Source organism: Pseudomonas sp. AB39(2026) (assembly GCF_059831485.1).
Genome location: NZ_CP195212.1, coordinates 1,164,820 through 1,187,124, shown reverse-complemented (window position 1 = coordinate 1,187,124; position 22,305 = coordinate 1,164,820). Strand labels below are relative to the sequence as shown.

17 protein-coding genes and 2 pseudogenes are annotated in these 22,305 nt (G+C 53.8%); 16 read left to right on the top strand and 3 right to left on the bottom strand.

Annotated features, from left to right (window positions below):
* Nucleotides 1-8: 8 nt before the first annotated feature.
* The 3 genes from tssC to ACSAMW_RS05205 form a co-directional block, all read right to left on the bottom strand.
* Nucleotides 9-1,511 carry a type VI secretion system contractile sheath large subunit gene (tssC, locus tag ACSAMW_RS05215; RefSeq protein ID WP_168083794.1) on the bottom strand — a complete coding sequence of 501 codons (1,503 nt, stop codon included), beginning with the start codon at nt 1,509-1,511 and terminating at the stop codon, nt 9-11.
* Between the two features lie 14 nt (nt 1,512-1,525).
* On the bottom strand, nt 1,526-2,059 hold the full coding sequence (gene tssB, locus ACSAMW_RS05210; protein WP_168083795.1) for a type VI secretion system contractile sheath small subunit: 534 nt from the start codon (nt 2,057-2,059) through the stop codon (nt 1,526-1,528).
* Between the two features lie 67 nt (nt 2,060-2,126).
* Complete coding sequence (locus tag ACSAMW_RS05205) at nt 2,127-2,876, bottom strand: hypothetical protein (protein ID WP_168083796.1); 750 nt, start codon at nt 2,874-2,876, stop codon at nt 2,127-2,129.
* A gap of 870 nt (nt 2,877-3,746) precedes the next feature.
* Here ACSAMW_RS05205 and ACSAMW_RS05200 point away from each other — a divergent pair.
* The 16 genes and pseudogenes from ACSAMW_RS05200 (at nt 3,747) to ACSAMW_RS05125 (ending at nt 21,961) form a co-directional block, all read left to right on the top strand.
* A complete protein-coding gene (locus tag ACSAMW_RS05200; protein WP_500593981.1) occupies nt 3,747-5,591 on the top strand; it encodes a type VI secretion system Vgr family protein in 1,845 nt (614 codons plus the stop codon).
* A gap of 11 nt (nt 5,592-5,602) precedes the next feature.
* Complete coding sequence (locus ACSAMW_RS05195) at nt 5,603-6,184, top strand: DcrB-related protein (protein WP_500592987.1); 582 nt, start codon at nt 5,603-5,605, stop codon at nt 6,182-6,184.
* Between the two features lie 26 nt (nt 6,185-6,210).
* Nucleotides 6,211-6,672, top strand: coding sequence for a DcrB-related protein (locus tag ACSAMW_RS05190; protein ID WP_500592986.1), 462 nt, complete (start codon nt 6,211-6,213; stop codon nt 6,670-6,672).
* A 5-nt stretch (nt 6,673-6,677) separates the two neighbouring features.
* Entirely contained in the window at nt 6,678-10,886 is a 4,209-nt protein-coding gene (locus tag ACSAMW_RS05185; RefSeq protein ID WP_500592985.1) for an RHS repeat-associated core domain-containing protein, read from the top strand.
* 10 nt (nt 10,887-10,896) lie between these two features.
* Complete coding sequence (locus ACSAMW_RS05180) at nt 10,897-11,367, top strand: SMI1/KNR4 family protein (protein ID WP_500592984.1); 471 nt, start codon at nt 10,897-10,899, stop codon at nt 11,365-11,367.
* 455 nt (nt 11,368-11,822) lie between these two features.
* Nucleotides 11,823-11,951, top strand: coding sequence for a hypothetical protein (locus ACSAMW_RS05175; RefSeq protein ID WP_500592983.1), 129 nt, complete (start codon nt 11,823-11,825; stop codon nt 11,949-11,951).
* A 272-nt stretch (nt 11,952-12,223) separates the two neighbouring features.
* On the top strand, nt 12,224-12,778 hold the full coding sequence (locus ACSAMW_RS05170) for an Imm5 family immunity protein (RefSeq protein WP_500592982.1): 555 nt from the start codon (nt 12,224-12,226) through the stop codon (nt 12,776-12,778).
* A 121-nt stretch (nt 12,779-12,899) separates the two neighbouring features.
* Nucleotides 12,900-13,781: pseudogene (gene tssI, locus ACSAMW_RS05165) on the top strand (type VI secretion system tip protein TssI/VgrG); the annotation flags it as partial.
* Between the two features lie 22 nt (nt 13,782-13,803).
* Nucleotides 13,804-14,391, top strand: a complete 588-nt coding sequence (locus ACSAMW_RS05160; RefSeq protein ID WP_500592981.1) for a DcrB-related protein — start codon at nt 13,804-13,806, stop codon at nt 14,389-14,391.
* On the top strand, nt 14,388-15,620 hold the full coding sequence (locus ACSAMW_RS05155; protein WP_500592980.1) for a PAAR domain-containing protein: 1,233 nt from the start codon (nt 14,388-14,390) through the stop codon (nt 15,618-15,620). Before ACSAMW_RS05160 ends, ACSAMW_RS05155 begins: the two co-directional genes overlap by 4 nt.
* Nucleotides 15,617-16,198 carry an Imm5 family immunity protein gene (locus ACSAMW_RS05150; RefSeq protein ID WP_500592979.1) on the top strand — a complete coding sequence of 194 codons (582 nt, stop codon included), beginning with the start codon at nt 15,617-15,619 and terminating at the stop codon, nt 16,196-16,198. Before ACSAMW_RS05155 ends, ACSAMW_RS05150 begins: the two co-directional genes overlap by 4 nt.
* A 151-nt stretch (nt 16,199-16,349) precedes the next feature.
* Nucleotides 16,350-18,587, top strand: a pseudogene (locus tag ACSAMW_RS05145) (RHS repeat-associated core domain-containing protein); the annotation flags it as partial.
* On the top strand, nt 18,584-19,216 hold the full coding sequence (locus tag ACSAMW_RS05140; RefSeq protein WP_500592978.1) for a hypothetical protein: 633 nt from the start codon (nt 18,584-18,586) through the stop codon (nt 19,214-19,216). The pseudogene ACSAMW_RS05145 and the gene ACSAMW_RS05140, both read left to right, overlap by 4 nt.
* Nucleotides 19,217-19,890: 674 nt before the next feature.
* On the top strand, nt 19,891-20,418 hold the full coding sequence (locus ACSAMW_RS05135; RefSeq protein ID WP_500592977.1) for an SMI1/KNR4 family protein: 528 nt from the start codon (nt 19,891-19,893) through the stop codon (nt 20,416-20,418).
* 757 nt (nt 20,419-21,175) lie between these two features.
* Nucleotides 21,176-21,526: a hypothetical protein gene (locus ACSAMW_RS05130; protein WP_500592976.1), complete on the top strand. Its 351-nt coding sequence runs from the start codon at nt 21,176-21,178 to the stop codon at nt 21,524-21,526.
* A gap of 90 nt (nt 21,527-21,616) precedes the next feature.
* Entirely contained in the window at nt 21,617-21,961 is a 345-nt protein-coding gene (locus tag ACSAMW_RS05125; RefSeq protein ID WP_500592975.1) for a hypothetical protein, read from the top strand.
* Nucleotides 21,962-22,305 lie beyond the last annotated feature (344 nt).

Genomic DNA, 22,305 nt, shown 5'->3' with positions numbered 1-22,305 from the left:
ACGTACCATCAACCGCGGGTAGACTGCGGCAACTCGGCCACCAGGCGAAGGGACGCCGTCAACTCGTCCAGCTGGTAGTGAGGGCGCAGGTAGGTCACCGCCTTGTACACGCCAGGCTTGCCGGGCACTTCGAACACTTCGGCCCGGGCTTCGCGCAGCGGGAACTTGGCCTTGGCTTCCTGGCTGGCGGTGTCGTCCAGCAGCACGTAGCTGGAGAGCCACTTGTTCAGGAACATTTCCACGTCTTTGCGTGAGGCAAAGCTGCCCACCTTGTCGCGCATGATGGCTTTCATGTAGTGCGCAATGCGGGACGTGGCGAAGATGTACTGCAGCTGCGCCGACAGCTTGGCGTTGGCGTTGGCGATGTCCGTATTGTATTGCTTCTGCTTCTGGGCAGATTGGGTACCGAAGAAGGCGGCATAGTCTGTGCCCTTGCAGTGCACCAGGGGGATGAAGCCCAGGTCCGACAGTTCTTTCTCGCGGCGGTCGGTAATGGCGATTTCGGTCGGGCACTTGAGCGCCACTTCGCCGTCATCGGTCTTGAAGGTGTGAGTCGGCAGGCCCTCCACCAGGCCACCGCCTTCAACGCCACGGATGGCCACGCACCAGCCATAACGGGAGAAGGCATCGGTCACGCGGGTGCCCAGTGCGTAGGCGGCGTTCATCCACAGGTACTTGTTGTGGTCGCGGCCATCCACGCTTTCAACGAAGTTGAATTCCTCCACCGGGGTGGTATCCGGCCCGTAGGGCAGGCGGCCCAGCACGTGGGGGAGGGTAAGGCCCACATAGCGGGAGTCGTCCGAGTTGCGGAAGGACTTCCACTTGGCGTATTCCACGGTGTCGAAAATCTTCGCCAGGTCGCGGGGGCCGGACATTTCGGTAAACGAGTCCCACCCGAACAGCTCGGAGGAGGCCGACGAAATGAACGGGGCATGGGCCGCAGCGGCCACATGGGAGATTTCTTCGAGCAGGTACATGTCTTCCGGGCTGCGGTTGAACTCGTAGTCGCCCACCAGCATGCCGAAAGGCGCGCCACCAAAGGTGCCGTACTCTTCCTCGTAGATCTTCTTGAACAGGGCGCTCTGGTCGAATTCCGACGAGGCCTTCAGGTCCCGCACCAGGTCTTTCTTGGACGCATTGAGCAGGTGGATTTTCAGCGTGGTGCTGGTTTCGGTCTGGTCTACCTGGTACTTCAGGCCGCGCCAGGACGCTTCCAGCTGCTGGAACTCTCGGGCGTGCATGATCTCGTTCATCTGCGCCGACAGCATCGAATCGATCTCGGCGATGCGTGCGTCCAGTACCGCGATCAGGTCCTTGCTGGGCGTCATTTCGCCTTCCAGCACCTGGCCCACCAGCTCACCGATCAGGTCACGGGTGCGGGTGCGCTCGGTGTCGGAGCGGGCTACGCGGCTTTCGGAAATGATGCTGTCGAGCAGCGAGGCCTGGGGCGCGAAGTTCTCCACTTCCACCAGGTCATTGCCTTGCTGGGCCACGGTCTGTTTCTCGTTCATGGTCGTGCTCCGGCTCAGTCGTTGGCGTCAGTGGCAGGCACGGCGGCTTCGCGGCCGAACTCCTTGCCAAGGGTTTTCAGCTTTTCAGTGTTCTGCAGCACGTCCATCAGCAGCTCTTCGAGCTTGTCGTTACCGCCCATCTTGTTGCGCAGGTCTGCCAGCTTGTTGCGCACTTCCAGCAGCTTGCGCAGGGGCTCTACCTGGCGCACCACGTTCTGGGGCTCGAAGTCTTCCAGGGTGTTAAAGTTAAGCTCCACGCCCAGTTGCGTACCGTCCCGTGCCAGGGTGTTGTCCACCCGGTAGGCTAGGCGCGGCTTGAGGCCCTTGAGCACGCCGTTGAAGTTGTCACGGTCGATGAATACGAACTTGCGGTCCTTGAGCTTGGGCAGCGGCTCCAGGGGCGTACCGGAAAAGTCGCCCAGCACGCCTACCACAAACGGCAGCTCTTTCTTTTCCTGAGCATCGCCGATGTCCACGTCGTACGTGATATGCACCCGGGGCGCACGAACGCGGTCAAGTTTGTGCTGGGTACTTTCCTTCTTCGCCACGGTGTTCTCCTGTGCGAGCAACTCGCTTCAAGTCGTTTGCGCGCCGGCCAGTGTCAAGCCCGGCGCCCTACAAGGGGTCAAGGGCAGCTAACAGGCGCTCACGCATGTCATCGCCCATGGTCATGATGCTGTCCCGGCCTACCAGTTCTTCGAAGCTGGCGTTGCCGGCAATTTGAGTGCTGCTGCGGATGACCGAGTCATCCGGTAACGCGGACTGTACCGGCGCGCTGATCACGCAGAAGGGCAGGTCGCCGAACCCTTTGAGCTTCTCGAAGCTCACCGGGAAGCGCAGGCCTTCGAACAAGCGGCCAAGCCCTGGCAATTTGCTCACGCAGTAGAACAGCACCAGGTAATGCACCACGAAACGGTACAGCTCAGCACTACTGCGGTTTGGGTCCTTGATAAGCTTGCGAAAATGCTCCAAGTCGAACGAATTGAACCCGATCACCCAGCGCGTGGGGCTGATGATGCGGACGGCCTGGCCGCCGTCTGCCAGCGGCTTGTCATATTCGAGCGCAAACAATTCCGGGCTGGTACTGATGAGGTTCAGCGGCACTTCCATCTCATTCACCAGTTGAAACGGGGCCGCCGCACCAATGCGGTCGTACAGGGCTTTAAGCTCCTTGAAGTGGTATTGCGTTTCCCGGCCACTACTGCGCTGTGCGCCCTGCAGGTATTCACCAAACAGGCTCTGAGGGCGTATCAGCAAGGCCAAGGTGGCCAAGTAATCCGATGCCAAGGCCTTCAACACGTCCGAAACGGCCCGGGTCTGGCTTCGCAGCGTGATCAGTGCCTCTACGTCAAACGTCTGAATCATCGGTACATCGTCCTTGAACCCTTCTTCACACGACCCTTCGGGGGAATGCGGGGTTGTAATGGCTTGGCCGGGCAGGGGTTTGAAAGTGCTGCCGTTAGTTACCTGGCTGGGCGCCTTAAAACACTGCGTGCGCAGTTACAGGCCGCTAATCGTTAGCGGCCTGCGGTACTCGGAATGCCGTTGGTTTCTACTATTTGGCAATCCACTTAGTACAATTTTTCCTTGATTATGATTCTCATCGCAACAGTGGCACTGTGATATCAATCGCTTTTGGAACCATCCCCGATTGGCTCCAAAGCGCCGTAGCACGGGCCTCTAAGCACCCTATTGGATCCCCGAAAAAAAGCTAAAAAAATGTTTAGAAAAGTGAACTGGTTCACGCAATCGAATGGTTTTTAACCCTCTTCCAGCCGCTCTGCACCTGTTTTCAGCGCTTTGAGGTGGACGGTTAATGGCGTCGCGTATTCAATTGTAAAAAAATCTTGCGCAGCGGGAGGTTCGCAGTGGTGGTTCGGAAACGGGGTTTATCAGGCGTGACCTTGGCAGGCCCTTAGCTAAACCGAATTTCACCGAACGTGCCCAGCCTATGGCAGGTCCGCATAGTACCGGCCGGGCCGCCGCGAAATAATTCCGTGGGTTGACAGAGCGGCGCGCGAGGGTGTCTCCTTTCACGCCACGAAGCCTGTCGTCAATGGTGAAACAGTTCCCAAGCTGTCGCCCATCAACTTATTGAACAGGCTGTTTTACACTTTTTCAGTGCCATCGCGCCTTCGCGTACATAGGCGTTTAGATAGGCGCTTAGTTGTGTGGCCAGTGATTACCGGGCATGGCAGGAGCCTGCCGGGCCTGCCCAAGGAGATATGCCCGATGATGGACCTTACTGCGTTGTTTACCCCGCAAAACAGGCGCCTGTTCAAACTAACCCTGGCACTGTCCGGTGGCCAGGAGTTGCTGCTTGAATCCTTTGCAGGGCAGGAAGGGCTTTCCAGGGATTTCAACTTCCAGCTTGAACTTATTTCTACGGACGCCGGGGTAAAACTCAAATCCGCTATTGGCCAGCCCGCCACGGTCGAAATCGAACTGGCCACTGGTGGCAGCCGTTATATCAATGGCCACGTGTTTGGGTTCGGCGCCAACGGCAGCGACGAAGGCATTTCTCGCTATACGGCGTACCTTGGGTCCTGGCTGGGCTTCCTTGAGCAGCGGTTCGATTCGCATATCTACCAGGACCAGACCGTCGAGCAGGTCATCACCCAGGTATTCGGCCAGTACGGAGGCCTGGCCAAGTACGAGTTTCGGGTAAACCGGGCCCTCAAACCCCACAGCTACATCACCCAGTATCGGGAAAGCGATAGCCATTTCGTGCGCCGCCTGCTGGAGCAGGAGGGGTTGTTCTACTACTTCGAACACACAGCAGACAGCCACACGCTGGTGATCATGGACGATTCCAGCGTGCTCACGCCCTTGCCCGAGCAGCCGCAGATACGCTTTCACCGCGCGGCTGTTACCGAAACCGCCGACTCGATCACGCGCTGGACGTCTGCACGGGAGTTTCAGGCGGGCAAGGTATCGGTGCAAACCTTCGACTACCGCCAGCCCAATTACCGCATTCCCGTGAGCATGAACAGCCTCAACCAGCAAGGCGAGGCGCCTGCCCTGGAGCTGTATGACTACATGGGCCAATACACCCATGGCACCCCGGCAGACGGCGAGCAACTGGTGCGCAACCGCATCGAAGCGCTGGAGCTCAAAGGCAAGACCTTTGCCGGCCAGAGCAACTGCCGCGCCCTGCGGCCGGGGTATACGTTCGAACTCACGCAGCACTACGAACACGACCTTGGCGCCGCCGAAGACCGCCAGTTCCTGGTGATGGGCCTTGAACACCGGGGCAGCAACAACTACACCACCGGCCAGCAGGCGTACTACACCAACACCTTCACGTGCGTACGCAAAAAGATCCTGTTCCGCCCCCAGATGGACCTGCCCAAGCCCGGCATTTCCGGCCCGCAGACCGCCATCATCGTTGGCCCACCGGGGGAGGAGATCTACACCGACCAGATGGGCCGCGTGAAGGTGCAGTTCCACTGGGACCGCTACGGCCAGTTCAACGACCACAGCTCGTGCTGGGTACGCGTAGCCCAATCCGCCGCCAGCGGTGGCTTCGGCAGCATCCAGATCCCTCGCGTAGGGGATGAAGTGGTGGTGGTGTTCCTGGACGGCAACCCGGATAGGCCGCTGGTGATGGGGAGTTTGTATAACGGCCAGAACACCCCACCCTGGGCCTTGCCTGCGAATAAAACCCAAAGCGGTTTTCTCACCCGATCCATGAAGGGCGATGGCGGTACGGCCAACTTTTTCCGCTTTGAAGACAAGCCCGGTGCCGAACAGGTGATTGTTCATGCCGAGCGCAACATGGACACCGAAATTGAGCTGGATGAACGGCATGATGTGGGTAACAACCGCCGGATGACCGTTGGCGGTACCAGCGCGGACATCATTCAGAAAGATGCCGTGCTGAACGTGCAGCAGGGGTCTTTCACGATCAAAGTGGATAACCAGTTCATTCAGGTCGAGGCCGAGCAATACATTCTTCTGAAAGTGGGGGACAGCAGCATTTCCATCACACCCGAAGGTATTCAGATAAAGGGCAAGTCGATCAGTGTGCTGGGCGAAAACACGTTCGTACAAGGCGACCGGGTCGATATCAATCAGTGAGACAACAGCCCATGGCCAGACCAAGCCTGTACGACCGCATTGCCGCCAAACGTATTGCCGACGAAGAAGCGGCCCGCCTTGCCGCGCTTCAAACCCCGGTGGTGGAAGCGGCACCCGAGCCTGAGCCCCAGGCCGTTACACCCCTGCAGGAGGCACCCAGCCGTTTCAGCTTTGGGGGCCTGCAGGTGAGTTTCCCGGCACGCGCCCGCCTGCTCGCCGTCCAGGCCACGGTGGACTACAACGGCGAGCCGCTTACGGTGACGATCAAACGTAGCACGGTGCGGGAAGGTGACGCGCTCGGTGTGCTCTTCGAACGCGCCCTGCAGGCCTTCAGTGCGCAAGCGCCGGGCCTGCGGGTGATCCGTCAGCAGGGCTGTACGCTTCTGGGATGTGATGCCCAGGCAGTGGATGTTCATATCAACGCGCAGGGCAAGGCGCAGCACGCACGGCTGGTGGGGGCACTGGTGCCCCAGGCAGGCAGTGACGCCCTGCAATGGCTGGAAGTGTCCTGCCAGATCGACCCTACCCAATCCGAGCTTAGCGGCTGGTTGACACACTTCGATAGCCTGGTGGCCGACTTGGCCGCTGGCTGATTTTCGATACAAGGAGTTCCTGTTACATGGAATACGCATTGCAAGAAGGCAATATCACGCTGCCAGAAGGTTTTCAGGACCGTACCGTCAACATGTTCGTGCTGGGTTCAGTGCTGCCGGCGCCCTTGAGCATTACGGTGTCCAGGGACACGTTGTTGCCGGCCGAAACGCTGCAGGCCTATGTGGACCGGCAGGTCAAGCTGATGGCCTCCAAGCTGCGCGGCTATACCGCCCTTGGCCGCAAAGCCGTGTTTCTTTCGACCGAGGCGCCCATGGAGGGCGTGCAGATCGATGCGTACTACATGGGCGAAGGACGGCCCTACTATCAGCGCCAGGCCGCGTTTCTGATCGAGCCGACACGCGCTCTGGTGTTCTCGACCACCTCTGCGGCTGATTTCAGCCCTGAACAGACCCAAGGGTGGGCAGACCTGCTGGCCAGCTTCCAGCCTCGCCTGCCAGCGACCCCCGCCACCCTCGAACAGGAGTAACGCCCATGTTCGAGGCAGCACGGTTTGGCGACGAGATCGCCCACTCCGGCGCAATGGGCGGCTTTGTGTTGGGCGCTGTCATTGGTATTGGGCTGGTAGCGGCCGTGGCGGTGACTACCTTCACCTGCGGGTTTGGCGCCGCGCTGCTGGCCGGGCTCGCTGCCGGAATAGGGGGAAGCCTGATCACTTCCTTGGGTGAAACCATCGGCAGTGGGTTTCTCTCGCCCTCCGGCACCTTGATCACCGGCTCACCCAACGTGTTTATCAATGGGCGCAAGGCCGCCTACGTGGACCAGAGCATTGGCGCCTGCGAGAAGCATCCCGGCCCGATCAAGGTGGCCGAAGGCTCCACCAACGTCTTTATCAATGGCCTGCCTGCGGCACGCAAGGGCGACAAGCTCGCCTGTGGCGCCGTCATCAATACCGGCTCGGGCAACGTCTTTATCGGCGGCGGGCAGTACCGCTACCTGCCCGTCAGCGACGAGGTGCCTTCCTGGCTGCGCGACACCGTCGGCGTGCTGATGGCCATCGCCGGCGCCGCAGGCGGTATCGTCAACGTGCTCAAGATGGGTACCCAGGCGGGCATGAAAGCCATGCTGCCGTGCGCCCTCAGGTTCACCGCCGGCTTTGTTACCGGGGAGGTGGCAGGCCGCTACGTGGCCGAGCCCGTGATCCGCCGTGTTGTGGGTGGGCTTATTGGCCACCCCGTCGACACCACCACCGGGCGCAAGCTGATCCCCGACGAAGTGGACTTCAGCCTGCCAGGCTTCATGCCCCTGGAATGGACCCGCTTCTATGCCAGCAACCTGGACGTGAACAGCGTGCTGGGCAAAGGCTGGATATTGCCGTGGGAGCAGACCCTGCGCCGTTATGGCGAGTTCGTGTACCTCACCGACAACCAGGGCCGCACGGTGCCGTTCATGGACATCGCCCCCGGCCAGCGTATCTACAACCCCCACGAGCAGGTGTACCTGGTGTGCACCCAGGGCGGCCACTACCTGCTGCAGACCCTGGACAACGTGTTCTTCTACTTCGGCGAAGTGCCCGCCAACAACACCCGCGTACCCCTGGACCGCATCGAAAACGCCCTGGGCCATTTCCTGCATTTCACCCGCACCCCGGACGGCACGCTGACCGACATCTGCAGCACCGGCGGCCTGCGCGTGCACCTGCACTACGACGAATTCAACGGGCGGCTGAGCACGGTCAAGCGCATCGTCAACAACCAGGCGGTGGAAACCCTGGTGCGCTACCGCTACGACAGCCAGGGCCAACTGGCCGAGGTGATCAACCGCAACGGCGATTCGGTGCGCCAGTTCAGCTACACCGATGGCCTGATGACCCGCCAAAGCAACGCCCTGGGCCTGGCCTGCGAGTACCGCTGGGACACCCTGGGCGACCAGCCCCGCGTGGTGGAACACCGCACCAGCGATGGCGAGCATTTCCAGTTTCGTTACGACCTGGAAAAACGCACCACCTGGGTCACCGACGTGCTGGGCCGCGAACTGCAGGTGCAGTACAACCGCGAGCACCGGGTGATCGCCAGCCAGGACTACAACGGCGACCGCTACGCCATCGACTTGGACGACAGCGGCAACATGACCGGCCTGGCCTTGCCAGATGGCAACCGGCTCAGCTTCGTGTACGACGAGTTCGCCCGCCTGGTCAGCGAAACCGACCCCCTGGGCCGCACCACCCGCTACCGCTACCACCACCTCACCACGCTGGTGACCCAGGTGGACTACCCCGACGGCAGTACCGTCAAGGCCCACTACGACGCCCTGGGCAACCTGCTGGACGAGACCGACGCCCTGGGGCAGATGACCGAGTACCTCAACGGCGACGACGGCGTACCGCACACCATCATCGACCCCACCCTCAAGCGCAAATACCTGTGGTGGAACACCCTGGCCCAAGTGGAACGCTTCCAGGACTGCTCGGGCAAGAGCACCTATTACCGCTACGACGACCGCCACCATTTGGTCGCCATCACCGATGCCCTGGGACAGACCACCACCCTTGAGCGCAAGCCCGAGGGCGAGGTACTGAGCCTGCAGCACCCGGACGGCAGCAGTGAATCCTTTACCTACAATGCCTTGGGCCAGGTACTGACCCACACCGACGGCAAGGGCCAGACCACGCGCCTGCAGCGCAACAGCCGCGGCCTGCCCACCCGCCGCCAGGACGCCAGCGGCCATACCGTCAGCTACGCCTACGACAAGGTCCAGCGCCTCATAGGCCTGAGCAACGAGAACAACGCCACCTACCGCTTTGCCTACGATGCAGCTGACCGCCTGATCGAAGAACAGCGCATCGACCAGCTCACCCGGCGCTTTGCCTACAACGCAGGCGGGCATCTGACCCAAGTGGAAGAGATCGGCTTTGGGGAGCGGGGCGAACGGCCGGAGCGGATCACAGTATTCGAGCGCGACACTATTGGCCGACTCGTGGCCAAGGTAAACGAGGACGGTCGCCAGGCGTATGACTACGACAAGGGCGACCGGCTGCTCTCCATTGAGCGCCATGTCACCTTTACCGGCAAGAAACGCGACATCACCCCGGAGAAGCTGACCTTCGCTTACGACATCCTCGGCCGTTTGGTCAGCGAAACCACCCCACAGGGTACGCTTACCTACGAGTACGACCCCCTCGACAACCTCACCACGCTTACCTTGCCCACCGGCCAGCACCTGAACCACCTGTACTACGGCAGCGGCCACCTGCATCAGCTCAACCTCGATGGCCAGGTCATCAGCGACCTGGAGCGCGACGACCTGCACCGGGAAATCCACCGCACCCAGGGCAGGCTCACCAGCTGTTTCGGCTACGACGCCAGAGGCCGCAAGGCCTGGCAGTACGCCACAACCCTGCCCAGCGAGAAGCTGTCCAAGATCCACACGCCTGCGGTCCAGCCTTTTCTTTACGTGGAGCACGCCTACAACCCCATCCACCGCCGCTACCACTACGACCCGGCCGGCGAACTCAGCCGCACCGTGGACAAGCTACGCGGGGAGATCAGCTACACCTACGAAGCCAACGGCCGGCTGCACAGCAGCGGCACCGGCCGACTCGTGGACAGCGAAGAATTCCGCTACGACCCCGCCGCCAACCGCCTGAACTTCAACACCCGCCAGTTCGACCACGTGCGCGACAACCGCCTCAGCACCTGGCGCGACCAGACGTATACCTACGACCCCTGGGGCAACCTGATCGAGAAAACCAGCGGCCACAGCCGGCTGCAGACGCTCGCTTACGACTGTGAAAACCGGTTGGTCGAGGTGCAGACCTATGTGCAAGGCAAACTGGAAAGTATCGGCACCTACCGCTACGACAGCCTTGGTCGCCGGGTGGCCAAACGTGTCGAAAAGGACGGTCACACCGAACACAAACACTTCCTCTGGCAAGGCCTGAGGCTACTGCGTGAGGAGGGGCCAGGGCACAGCAGGCTGTACCTGTACGAGCCGGACAGCTATGCACCGCTGGCCCGTGTCGACACGGCCGAAGGTGATACCGAAAACCGGGTGTACTACTTCCACACCGACCAGATCGGCACCCCGCTGGAAATGACCGACGCCGAAGGGCAGATCGTATGGCAGGCCAAGTACCGAGCCTGGGGTGCTATCGACGCCATGGTCGTGAACGAGGTGGAACAGAACCTGCGCTTCCAGGGCCAGTACTTCGACGACGAGACGGGGCTGCACTACAATACGTTCCGGTACTACGATCCGGAGGTGGGGCGGTTTACCACGCAGGACCCGATTGGGTTGTTGGGTGGGGAGAACCTGTACCAGTATGCGCCGAGTCCGGTGGGGTGGGTGGATCCGCTGGGGTGGAGCTGTTGGACGCCAAAATCAGTTGCTGGAAGAAAGGTTTACCAGCGAAACGATCTTTTTGATCCTAATGGGCTTGATACATTGGGTCGTACAAATATTCAAAGGATGAAGAAGGGTGATGCACCTATTGGCAAGGACGGAAGCGAAATAAACCTACATCATCTGACACAGGACGAGCCGGGGCCTATGGCAGAAGTTCTAAGTAGCTTCCATTCAAAAAATGACAGGATTTTACATATTTATTCTAACCAATGGGATAAAAGCTGGCTAGGACCAGACGGCGTTAGACGAATTTATAATAGTGCTCCAAAGAGTATGAATAGGCGGCCTTTCAATAAATGGAAGAAAGGTTATTGGAAGGCTCGATCACTAGATTTCTAATGGGTGGTGTATGAGTTATTTAGACCTAGTAAACAGCGAAATGGAAAAAAGTGGAGAGGAGCCAGCATATGCTGGCGAGGCGAGAGAGGAAATCATAGAAGCTTTCGAGAAGAAACTGAATTTAAAGTTTCCTCCCTCGTATAAAGCTTTTCTAAAAAGATTCGGCGCGCTATCTTTTGCTGGTGATACCTATTATGGTATTACGAAAGATGGATTGGATTCTAAATCTGTTCCATGCGTTGCGTTTGCAACACAGAAGGCCAGGTTTCAAAATGATGCCGATGATAATATGGTTGTGATAAAGGCTTCAGGCTATGGTCCAATTTATTCGATAGATACTTCAATAGTAGATAGTAATGGGGAGTCACCAATCATAGAAACAGAGCTTTCATTCAAACGTGATAAAGAAAAAATCACGGTGTCGCCAAGCTTTGAAGAGTTTTTTACTCAGTCTATTCAAGATGCGATTGAGGAGCTCTGAGGATTCAAGTGGATAGCCCTGAAAGTTTTCCTATTTCTTTCAGGGTTCCTAAATACGGTAAGAGTGGTAGCTACTAGAATAGGTTGAAGTGGCTATTGGAAAGGGCAGAGTGGAAACTAAGTAGAATATCTAACCTCACTGGTGAGAGTGTTGCCATGTGCTATCAAAAGCTTAATATTTAAAAAGCATACTCACCCCCAGATTTTTTATTTTCACGAGTTGAGCGTACGGGAGTTTTCCAAGATGCGTGATCTTAGCCCCTCACCCATCATTCGTGAGCCTCGTTGCAATGTGTTGAAAGCTTCAGTTGTTGATCGAGCCTTGAATCATATTGCTGCAATAAATTCGCATGAATTGAGGTTTGGCAGATAGTTGTTAGATTGTATAATCTGTTCGCTGTGTAAGCGCGTAAAGTGTGCGCATAGTGATGGCAAATAACATGAAAGTGGCGAATTATGGAGCCACTGTTATTTATAGATGAGCGTGCTGCAGAGAAAACTGCAAAAAGCATACATAAAAATATTCACTTTGTTGTGAATATTGAAGGCTTAAAAAGATACCGGGATAGCTTTGCCTTTTTGTGAGGGAGCTCACGTTGGGGGCTTTGAGAAAATCGATCGATAGTGTGATGAGTTCATGAATCATAAGATAAGTAACCGAGGCCTATTCGGAGCTAACTGATCCGTGTGATGTTGTATCGAGCAAGATTTGGCTAATTAGCTAGTTTTTTTAATTTTAGTTAGTGCTCAGTTTATCTTGTAATATAATTGGTGTCTCCCTGAAAAAGTGATATTTAAACACGATGAGGTGATGAACGATGTCGAGGTCAGAATGAACGAAAAATCAGAAGCCCTTATTGAAAACGCATGAGCAGTTGCAAAATTCGCCCACTGGAGAAATCACTCTAGTATCAAGGCAGCTATTATGGGAAAACATTACGCAAGATTCTACTGTTGATGAGAAAACATTAATGCTTACAAGGCTAGACTCGGCTTGCGTAATTTATGATGCGTCCATATGGTCAAAAAAAGTCAATAGCGACTATAAGCTGAAAGAGATTTTTGATGTAGCTAACAAGGTTGCAATAGGCGTAATTGCTCAAGACGACGGGCTTGCTCTAAGAGATGAATTTTACGTCGATGTTGTTGAAAGCCAATCGTATGAGCCTCATGAATGCCCTGCCATGTTTATTGGGCATGCCGCTGCAAATACTATTGTGACGGCAACGGATAATTTATTTTTCGACCCGTCAGATGATACAGATGACTATAAACTAGATCCTGAAGCATTTGAGCCTAGTTACTTAGTGGCCTCTGTATTCGCCGGCGGTTTGGATAGAAACGGAGATCCCGAACAGCGTCGTAGTTTTTGGGAATGGTATCTGTCTACCGCCTTATATCAAGTTGCCTAAGATGCACACTTTTGCCTAGCGGTACAGATCCTAGCCAAATATTGCGTTTTTCTGCCACCCGGAACAGGAAAATTCGCTCCCTCCGAATATTGAAAGGATTTGGAGTGGATGAAACAATACGCAGCACTACGAACACGACCTTGGCGCCGCCGAAGACCGCCAGTTCCTGGTGATGGGCCTTGAGCACCGGGGCAGTAATAACTACACCTCCGGCCAGCAGGCGTACTACACCAACACCTTCACGTGCGTACGCAAGAAGATCCTGTTCCGCCCCCAGATGGACCTGCTCAAGCCCGGCATTCCCGGCCCTCAGACCGCCATCATCGTTGGCCCACCGGGGGAGGAGATCTACACCGACCAGATGGGCCGGGTAAAAGTGCAGTTCCACTGGGACCGCTACGGCCAGTTCAACGACCATAGCTCGTGCTGGGTACGCGTGGCCCAATCCGCTGCCAGCGGCGGCTTCGGCAGCATCCAGATCCCCCGCGTAGGGGATGAAGTGGTGGTGGTGTTCCTGGACGGCAACCCGGATAGGCCGTTGGTGATGGGGAGTTTGTATAACGGCCATAACACGCCGCCGTGGTCCTTACCGGCCAACAAAACGCAAAGCGGCTTCCTTACGCGCTCAACCAAAGGTAAACACGCCAACGCCAACTTCCTCAGGTTTGAGGACAAGGCCGGGGCTGAGCAGATCATTGTCCATGCAGAGCGCAATATGGACACGGAGATTGAAGCAAGCGAAAGCCACACCGTTGGGGGAAACCGCACCATAAAGGTTGAAGGCAAACACGAAGAAACGATCAAACTGGAAACCAGTATTGCCGTTGAAGAGGGCAGCTACTTCGTGACTGTGGATCGGGGTGAGGTCCAGATCAAATCCGCCACTTCCATCACCCTTGAAGTGGGGGCGAGCAAATTGAAGATGAACGCTGACGGCACCATCACCTTGTCCGGCATAGTGGTCGACGTGGAAGGCCAGACCCTTATCAACCTGAACAAATAGCAGACGGAGAAGGAATTACCCGATGCGCAGAAATATCTATGATCGCCTGTGGCAGCAGCGCCTCCGCGATGAGCAACGGTCGGAAGAGGAACGGTTGTTGAAGGAGGCGCAAGAGGCGCCCCCACCCCCGCCCGACCGTTATCACACCAACGAACTTAGTTTTGTTCGGCCCCAGGGTTTCAAGGACAAGACGTTCCACGTGTTTACGTTGACGGACATTGGGCCGAGCCCTTTGTCTGTTGTGATAGGGCGTACGCCTATTGAGGCTGACCAGGGCTTGGAGGCCATGGCCCAGCAGCTTCTGGAAGACCTCAAAAAGGGGCTTTCACACTTGGAGTGGATAGAGCCCTTATGCCCCGCTCAAGTGGCAGGCGTGGAAGCGCGACGCGTCGAGTTCAAATGGCGGCAGCAGGGGCAACCGGTTCACCAGCTTCAACTGCTGTTTCTACATGAAGACGAGCATCAACAGCCAATTCTTCTACAGGTAACCGGCACCAGCAATGCCACCAGCGGTATGACCGAGCAAGAAAGAACGGCGTTTTATTCGCTGGTCGATACGCTGGAATTACGCGAGCGCCCCGCTGAGGATGAGCCGGTGATACTGGCATGAGTCAGGCGGCACGGCTCGGTGACCCCATTGAGCATACTGGGTCACTTACTGGCCTGCTTGCCGGGTTGGCCATCGGCGCCATAGGCGCTGCCCTGATTGTGGGAACCGGCGGCTTGGCCGCTGTAGCAATCGTTGGTGCGTCGGCAACTGCTGGGGCGGGTATTGGCCAATTGATCGGTAGCCTGTCTGTATGTGATCACAGCACCGGGCAGATCCAAAGCGGCTCCGCCAATGTGTTTATCAATGGTAAGCCTGCCGCCAGGGCGCACTTGGATACTGCCCTGTGCGATGAACATGGCCCCGCCCCTCAATTGCTCGCCCAAGGCAGCGATACGGTTTACATAAACGGGGTGCCCGCCGCCCGCGTTGGCGACCGCACCGTCTGCGACGCCAAGATAAGCTCAGGTTCAGGGAACGTTGTTATCGGAGGCGGAACGCAAACCACCGACAGCATCCGGCCGGAAGTGCCGGAATGGCTTGAAAGAAGCTTGCTTGTTGTAGGCTTGGGCAGCGCTTTGGTGCTGGCCAGCCCCATCGTAGTGGCTGCAGGGCTAGTGGGGGGGATTGCTGGCGGGGCGGCAGGTCATTGGGCAGGCGGCAAGTTGTTTGGGGCTGGCTCCGATGGCCAAAAGCTCATGACCTTCGGTGCCGGCTTGCTAGGTGGGGGGCTGGGTGCGAAAGGCGGGAAATGGTTTGATGCGCGGTATGAGATCAAGACTCAAGAGTTGGGGTCGAATTTTGGGAACGTCAAGGTTGTTCCAAAAAAATCAGCTAGTATTGACCGGATTACCGAATCAGAGGCCGCACTAGCTCGTGCGGAGAACGCTAAAAAGGACCTGCCCCCAAGTAAACAATACAAAGTTAAAACAGTATCTTCTAATGATGTGAAGACTATGAGCGGGTGGAGTGCCAAGAAACCGCAAGGCTATGAGCCTGTGTCAGCTGAGAAAGTTCGAGACCAGTCTGAATTAATTGGGCATGAGATAAAGTCTCATCCTTACGACAGAGCGTACAAAGGCCAATATTTTTCTTCGCATGCAGAAAAACAGTTGTCAATTGTCAGCCCAAATCATCCTATTGGCGTATCTAAGCCTATGTGTAATGATTGCCAGGGTTATTTCTCTAAATTGGCACAGTATACCAAGGTAGAGCAGGTGGTCGCAGATCCTAAGGTCGTAAGGGTCTTTAAGGTCGATGGTGTAATTGAAATAATACCGAGGTCAGAATGAACGAAAAATCAGAAGCCCTTATTAAAAAAGCCCTTGAGCAGTTGCAAAATTCGCCGACTGGAGAAATCTCTCTAAAATCAAGGCGGCTATTATGGGAAAGCATTACGCAAGACTCTACTGTTGATGAGAAAAAATTAAAACTCACGAAATTAGACTCTCTTTGCGTGATTTATGGTGCGCCCATATGGTTAAAGAAATTCAATAGCGACAACGAGCTTAAACAAATTTTGGATGTAGCTAACAAGGTTGCAACAGGCGTAATTACTCAAGACGACGGGCTTGCCATAAGAGATGAGTTTTACGTCGATGTTGTTGAGAACCAATCGTATGAGCCGTATGAATACCCCGCCATGTTCATTGGGCATGCCGCTGCAAATACCATCGTGACGGCAACGGATAATTTATTTTTCGATCCAACAGATGATACAGACGACTATGACCTAGATCCTGAGGCATTTGAGCCTAGTTATTTAGTAGCCTCTGCATTCGCGGGTGGTTTGGATAGAAACGGAGATCCTGAACAGCGCCGTAGTTTTTGGGGATGGTATCTGTCTACAGCCTTATATCAAGTTGCCTAGGATGCATACTTTTGCCTAGCGGTACAGACCCTAGCCAAATGTTGCGTTTTTCTGAAGAGCGCCGGGCGGAACAGGAAAGCTCGCTCCTCCCAAATATTGAAAGGATTTGGGGTGGGTGAAACATTATCTGATTTTTAGCGCCAGCGATCCCGACGCTCTGGACCAGACCACCACCCTCGAGCGCAAGCCCGAGGGCGAGGTGCTGAGCCTGCAGCACCCGGATGGTACTCAAGAAAGTTTCACCTATAACACCCTAGGCCAGGTGCTCACCCACACCGACGGCAAAGGCCAGACCACACGCCTGCAGCGCAACAGCCGCGGCCTGCCCACACGCCGCCAGGATGCCAGCGGCCACACCGTTAGCTACGCCTACGACAAGGTCCAGCGCCTCATAGGCCTGAGCAACGAGAACAACGCCACCTACCTTTTTGCCTACGACAAGGCCGACCGCCTGATTGAGGAGCAGCGCATCGACCAGCTCACCCGGCGCTTTGCCTACAACTCAGGCGGGCACCTAACTCAAGTGGAAGAGATCGGCTTTGGGGAGCGGAGCGAAAGGCCCCAGCGGGTGACTGAGTTTGAGCGGGACACCATTGGCCGACTGCTGGCCAAGGTCAATGAGGACGGACGCCAGGCATACGACTACGACAAGGGCGACCGCCTGCTGTCGATACACCGCGAGTCCACCTACACGGGCAGAAAACGGGGTATTGGCAACGAAACAATCGAGTTCGCCTACGACATACTCGGTCGCTTGGTCAGCGAAACGACTGGGCAGGGCACGGTCGCCTACGAGTATGACCCGCTCGACAACTTGACGACCTTGGTACTTCCCACCGGCCAGCACCTCAACCACCTGTACTACGGCAGCGGCCACCTGCACCAGCTCAACCTCGATGGCCAGGTCATCAGCGACCTGGAGCGCGACGACCTGCACCGGGAAATCCACCGCACCCAGGGCCGGCTCACCAGCTGTTTCGGCTACGACGCCAGGGGCCGCAGGGCCTGGCAGTACGCCACGACCCTGCCCAGCGAGAAGCTGTCCAAGATCCACACGCCTGCGGTCCAGCCTTTTCTTTACGTGGAACACGCCTACAACCCCATCCACCGCCGCTACCACTACGACCCGGCCGGTGAACTCAGCCGCACCGTAGACGAACTGCGCGGGGAGATCAGCTACACCTACGAAGCCAACGGCCGGCTGCACAGCAGCGGCACCGGCCAATTAATCGACAGCGAAGAATTCCGCTACGACCCCGCCGCCAACCGCCTGAACTTCAACACCCGCCAGTTCGACCATGTACGCGACAACCGCCTCAGCACCTGGCGCGACCAGACGTATACCTACGACCCCTGGGGCAACCTGATCGAAAAAACCAGCGGCCACAGCCGGCTGCAGACGCTCGCTTACGACTGTGAAAACCGCTTGGTCGAGGTGCAGACCTATGTGCAAGGCAAACTGGAAAGTATCGACACCTACCGCTACGACAGCCTTGGTCGCCGGATAGCTAAAAGTGTCGAAAAGGACGGCACCACCAAACACAAACACTTCCTCTGGCAGGGCCTGAGGCTGCTGCGGGAGGAGGGGCCGGGGCACAGCAGGCTGTACCTGTACGAGCCGGACAGCTATGCACCGCTGGCCCGTGTCGATGCCACTGAAGACGGCGCGCAGAACGTCTATTACTTCCACACCGACCAGATCGGCACCCCGCTGGAAATGACCGACGCCGAAGGGCGGATCGTATGGCAGGCCAAGTACCGAGCCTGGGGCGCTATCGATGCCATGGTCGTAAACGAGGTGGAACAGAACCTGCGCTTCCAGGGCCAGTATTTCGACCACGAGACCGGGCTGCACTACAATACGTTCCGATACTACGACCCGGAGGTGGGGCGGTTTACCACGCAGGACCCGATTGGGTTGTTGGGTGGGGAGAACCTGTACCAGTATGCGCCGAGCCCGGTGGGGTGGGTGGATCCGCTGGGTTGGTGTTCCACTAAGCTAGGCAAAAATATGGGCGCTAGAAAGGGTGATGGGATGGCAAACCATCACCTTATTCCTGAAGAGCTCATGAAAGCCCCTGCATACTCAAAGATGTTCAATAAGTTGCGGTCCATGGGCTTCAATAGAGATGGAGCCTCAAATGGAATATTCCTACCAGGTAGTTCCAATCTAGCTAAGAAAGTAGACTTGCCTGGGCATTGGTCAAATCATGCTGCGTATACAAAGGCAGTAAACAGTGAGCTTGCCAGCCTAAACGCGGCATTCAAGGCTAACAGGCTAAGTGATACTCAACTGGTTCTAGGTATAGGAAAGATACAGCTAAATGCTAAAAATGGTTTGGAAAGCGGAAAATTTGCTACTGATCTGGCAACAGGAAGGCTTCTATGAGTAAAAGTGATTTTTTTCTAGTCGAGTTTTGTGGCGAATCAGGTGGTTTTCCAGAATTCATATCTGGTGAGTATAACGTTGACGAATGGGAGTGGGACGAATTTGACCCTAACGCAGCTGGAGTAGATATCGAAAAAAAATATGAGTTCTATATAAAGGTAAAAAATAGAAAAATAAGTACATTAGATTTTCTTGGCTTTCCGCATAATATTGTTTCCGACGATTTTATAAAAATTTGCGATGAGTTAGGAGTGCGTTATCTCTCAGTTCCTGTAGATTTGAGTCAAGCGGAAGAAAATAAATTTCATAAAAGGTACTCGATTTTTACTCCACTAGAAGGTGTTCAATTGCTGGATGCGCAAAAGTCTAGCTATAGTTTAGATAAAGATATCGAGACTGGCGAGGTAATTTATAATAGGTACTATCCTTCTGTTCCAGCATATAGTTATATCAAGAGATTTTTTACGAAAGAAAATGCAGATTCTGCCTTTTTCATGTGTATTGAGCTGATGAAGTGGGTTTGCAATAGCGACTTCAAAAAGCGTGCTGATAAAGAACTCTTAGGTTTTTCATTTATACCTATAACACCTGATTTCTCGTTTGATCCCTGGGGTGAAATGCCGTTATAAGTGTGTATATTTATAAAATAGGATCACAGACTTTATGTAAGGAGTATTGGCAGCTAATTGTGGATTTGCCGCCCTTAAGTACCATTGATGCCTTGATGGCTAACAAGGCGGATCAGAACCTATGTTTTCAGCGCCAGTACTTCGACGAGACGGGAATGCACCACAATGTGTTCCGGTAACAACCCGGAGGTAGAGCAGTTTCCACGCAGGACTCGATTAAGTTGTTGGGTGGGGAGAATCTGTACCAGCATGCGCCGAGTCGCGTGGGGTGGGTGGATCCGCTGGAGTGGAATGCTAAACCTCGGTATTCCCCTGAGTCAATGAAATGGCCAGAACGAGGAGGAAGTGTGAATTCGGAAATGAATGGTAGGACTTGGGTTTATTAGGACTAGGAAGGGAATGAGGTAAGATATCCAGGCGGTTGTCCAGACTTCATTCCACTTGAACGTCAAAAAATTGATGTTATGGGCCTTAAAGGAAATCATGGAAAAACCCTAGTGATGATTTCAGAAAAGCTGATGCTTCAGGCCCTAGAGGGGTGGCCGATTATATTAAAAATACATGGCACCATACGGAAACATGCGCACAATGCAAGTGTCCTAAAGAGATTCCCAAGAGATTTATCCATTTTGGTGACGTGAAAAAAATTAAAGCTACATGTTAAGCGGTGAGTTATGGCAATTTTGTACAAAAAAGGTTTAGATAAATCCCAGATAGAGTTCGTCGAAAAAGAAATTGGTCGGGTGCTTCCTGAGGACTATAAAAATTTCTTAAAAAAAATGAATGGATTTTTTGTGGATCATCCGGATTTTTGTGAGATAGATTTAGATGTAGCAGATGAAGGTATTGTGGCTTTTGATAGGTTATTTGGGTTTTCGCCTGATGATGAAGTTAATGATTTAGTTAGCTCCAATAAGGAGTTTGCAAGTGATTTAGGTTATGTGCCGGGTGCTATAATTGTTGGGGAAGATGGAGGCGGTAACCCATACGTGATTTTGAATGGGCTGAAAAGTACTATGTATTATTGGGATAGAACTCATCTTCATGTAAATAGCAAAATTAGGTCGCACGATATTGTTGAAGAGAATGATACTGGCAATCTGTATTTTATATGCCATGGCTTTGACAGTTTTCTAGATATCTTAACAAAGGGTTTTGAAACGGCTCCAGAGTTTGTTGAAGAGAATAGCGCCGATTCGTAAAATTAAAAACAATATTCTGTTTTTCGGAGAGAATGAGAATTTTATGCGGTTTGGTAAGCACGATCCATGCTGGTAAATCTAAAACATTCGCAACCTGATCTTGCGATTGTTGATATCAATAATCTGGAAGAAATCTTAAAATTAAATTGCCAAATGATTTTGTTTCTTTTTATATGGCCAGAATGGTGGGGACTTGGAGGAAAATGAGCCTAACTCATTACTGCTTTCAGGTTTCGTCCCTATTAGGTACGGTAAAATTCCTGTCGAATTGGCTTATGAAGAGCTGATAAGCGATTTTCCACTTTTGTCGGGGAAAATATCATTCGCTTTTGATGAGGGAGGGGATTATTTTTGTTAGAAACTGTGGGGTCTGATAAAGGTAAGATTGGGCTTTGGCTTATGGATACAGAAGAGTATCTGCCTGTTGCGGAAAGTTTTCTGGGGTTTTTAGAAGAGCTGGAATGTTAATGGATTTTTAGTATGGATTAGCTATTGGTTTCGAGGGGCGCAGCGGTTAAATTACGTTATTTAAACTCTGCAAGGCTAGCTCAGCTATATCTTAGTCTATTGCGCTACATGATACAGTGCATAGGTTGGTACCTCTGATTATAGGAAGTTTCATGGGCGCGCAGAGGGACTTTTAGTGAGGCATATTAAAGCCTTGGGGTTTATAATAAATTGCTTGGTTCTAAAATTAGAATCTAATTAGCTTAAGTAAAAGATTTTCCCGAAAGCATTTTTGAAATAAGGGAATCAAATGACTTCTGAAGAATTTGTATCATTGATCAAGCTTGTTGTGAGCGATGCCGCCATATCGGATACCATTGACGTCATAACTTCTCCGCCTGGTAGAAAGCCGGATCAAAAGCTCGTATATATCTCAAAATACTATAATCGACAAAAGCAAGCTGATAAAGATATGATTGATTTGATTATAAAAAAATCAGTAGAGGAAGCGGTTTTTGGATTTTTCTGTGTGCTGGATGGAGTGCGGGCAATTGAGAGCGGCGAGAAAATAGGAGAACTATCTTTGCTGTATAAAGGAGAAAATTCAGCAGAATTAACAGCTGGCGCTGATTTGCACGATATTTATAATGGTATGTCATAGAAATAAGCTTTAGTTGTAATTATGCCCGAGGGGAGTAAGACTAATTAGAATAGCACTGTTTGCTAATCTCCAAAAAAGAGTTAAGTCTCAATGGACGCTGATCAAAAATTAATTGAAGCTATATATGCAGAGCTTCTAGAGAGAAATTTTAATCAATATTCTGCTTCTTTAAGCAAACCGGTAAATTCTGATAATGGCCCTTACGGAAAGGCGAGGGCTGCACTCGCAAAGCTTTCAGATAAAGATAAGTACGAAGTGATAAATTTCTTAAAATTAGTGATTGCAGATACGGCTTCAGTGATTTTTGGAACAATAGACGGTGTGCATTTTCCAGACAATATAGATGGAGATTTTTCTCTCACCTATGATGGAGATAGTATTCAAGGAGATTTGATGGATATTTTTATCGAAAAGGCCCAAAATCAAGGAGTGTAGGGAGATTTTACTTGAGAGCAGATCCGGGTGAAGGTTTATATAGGAAGTAATTTATTTAGGCCTCGAGTCTCATTTGCATCGTGAACAGGGTGTGCGGTGAAATCAGCATACACCTATGCAAACAACAGCCTTACGTAGACTGGCATTAGGGCCAGATCGGCGAAGGTGAAGAGTCCACCTGCGATCCGGCTACAGAAATTGGCCTGCGTAGCTGTGAGCCACCAAGTGGTGCATGGCAGATCAACCCGGTAAGCAAAGAATATTTTTATATTGACTAAAACGTTTAATGGAAGAAGTGTGGTCAATCAATGACTACAAAAGAAATTTCAGAAATATTAACCCTT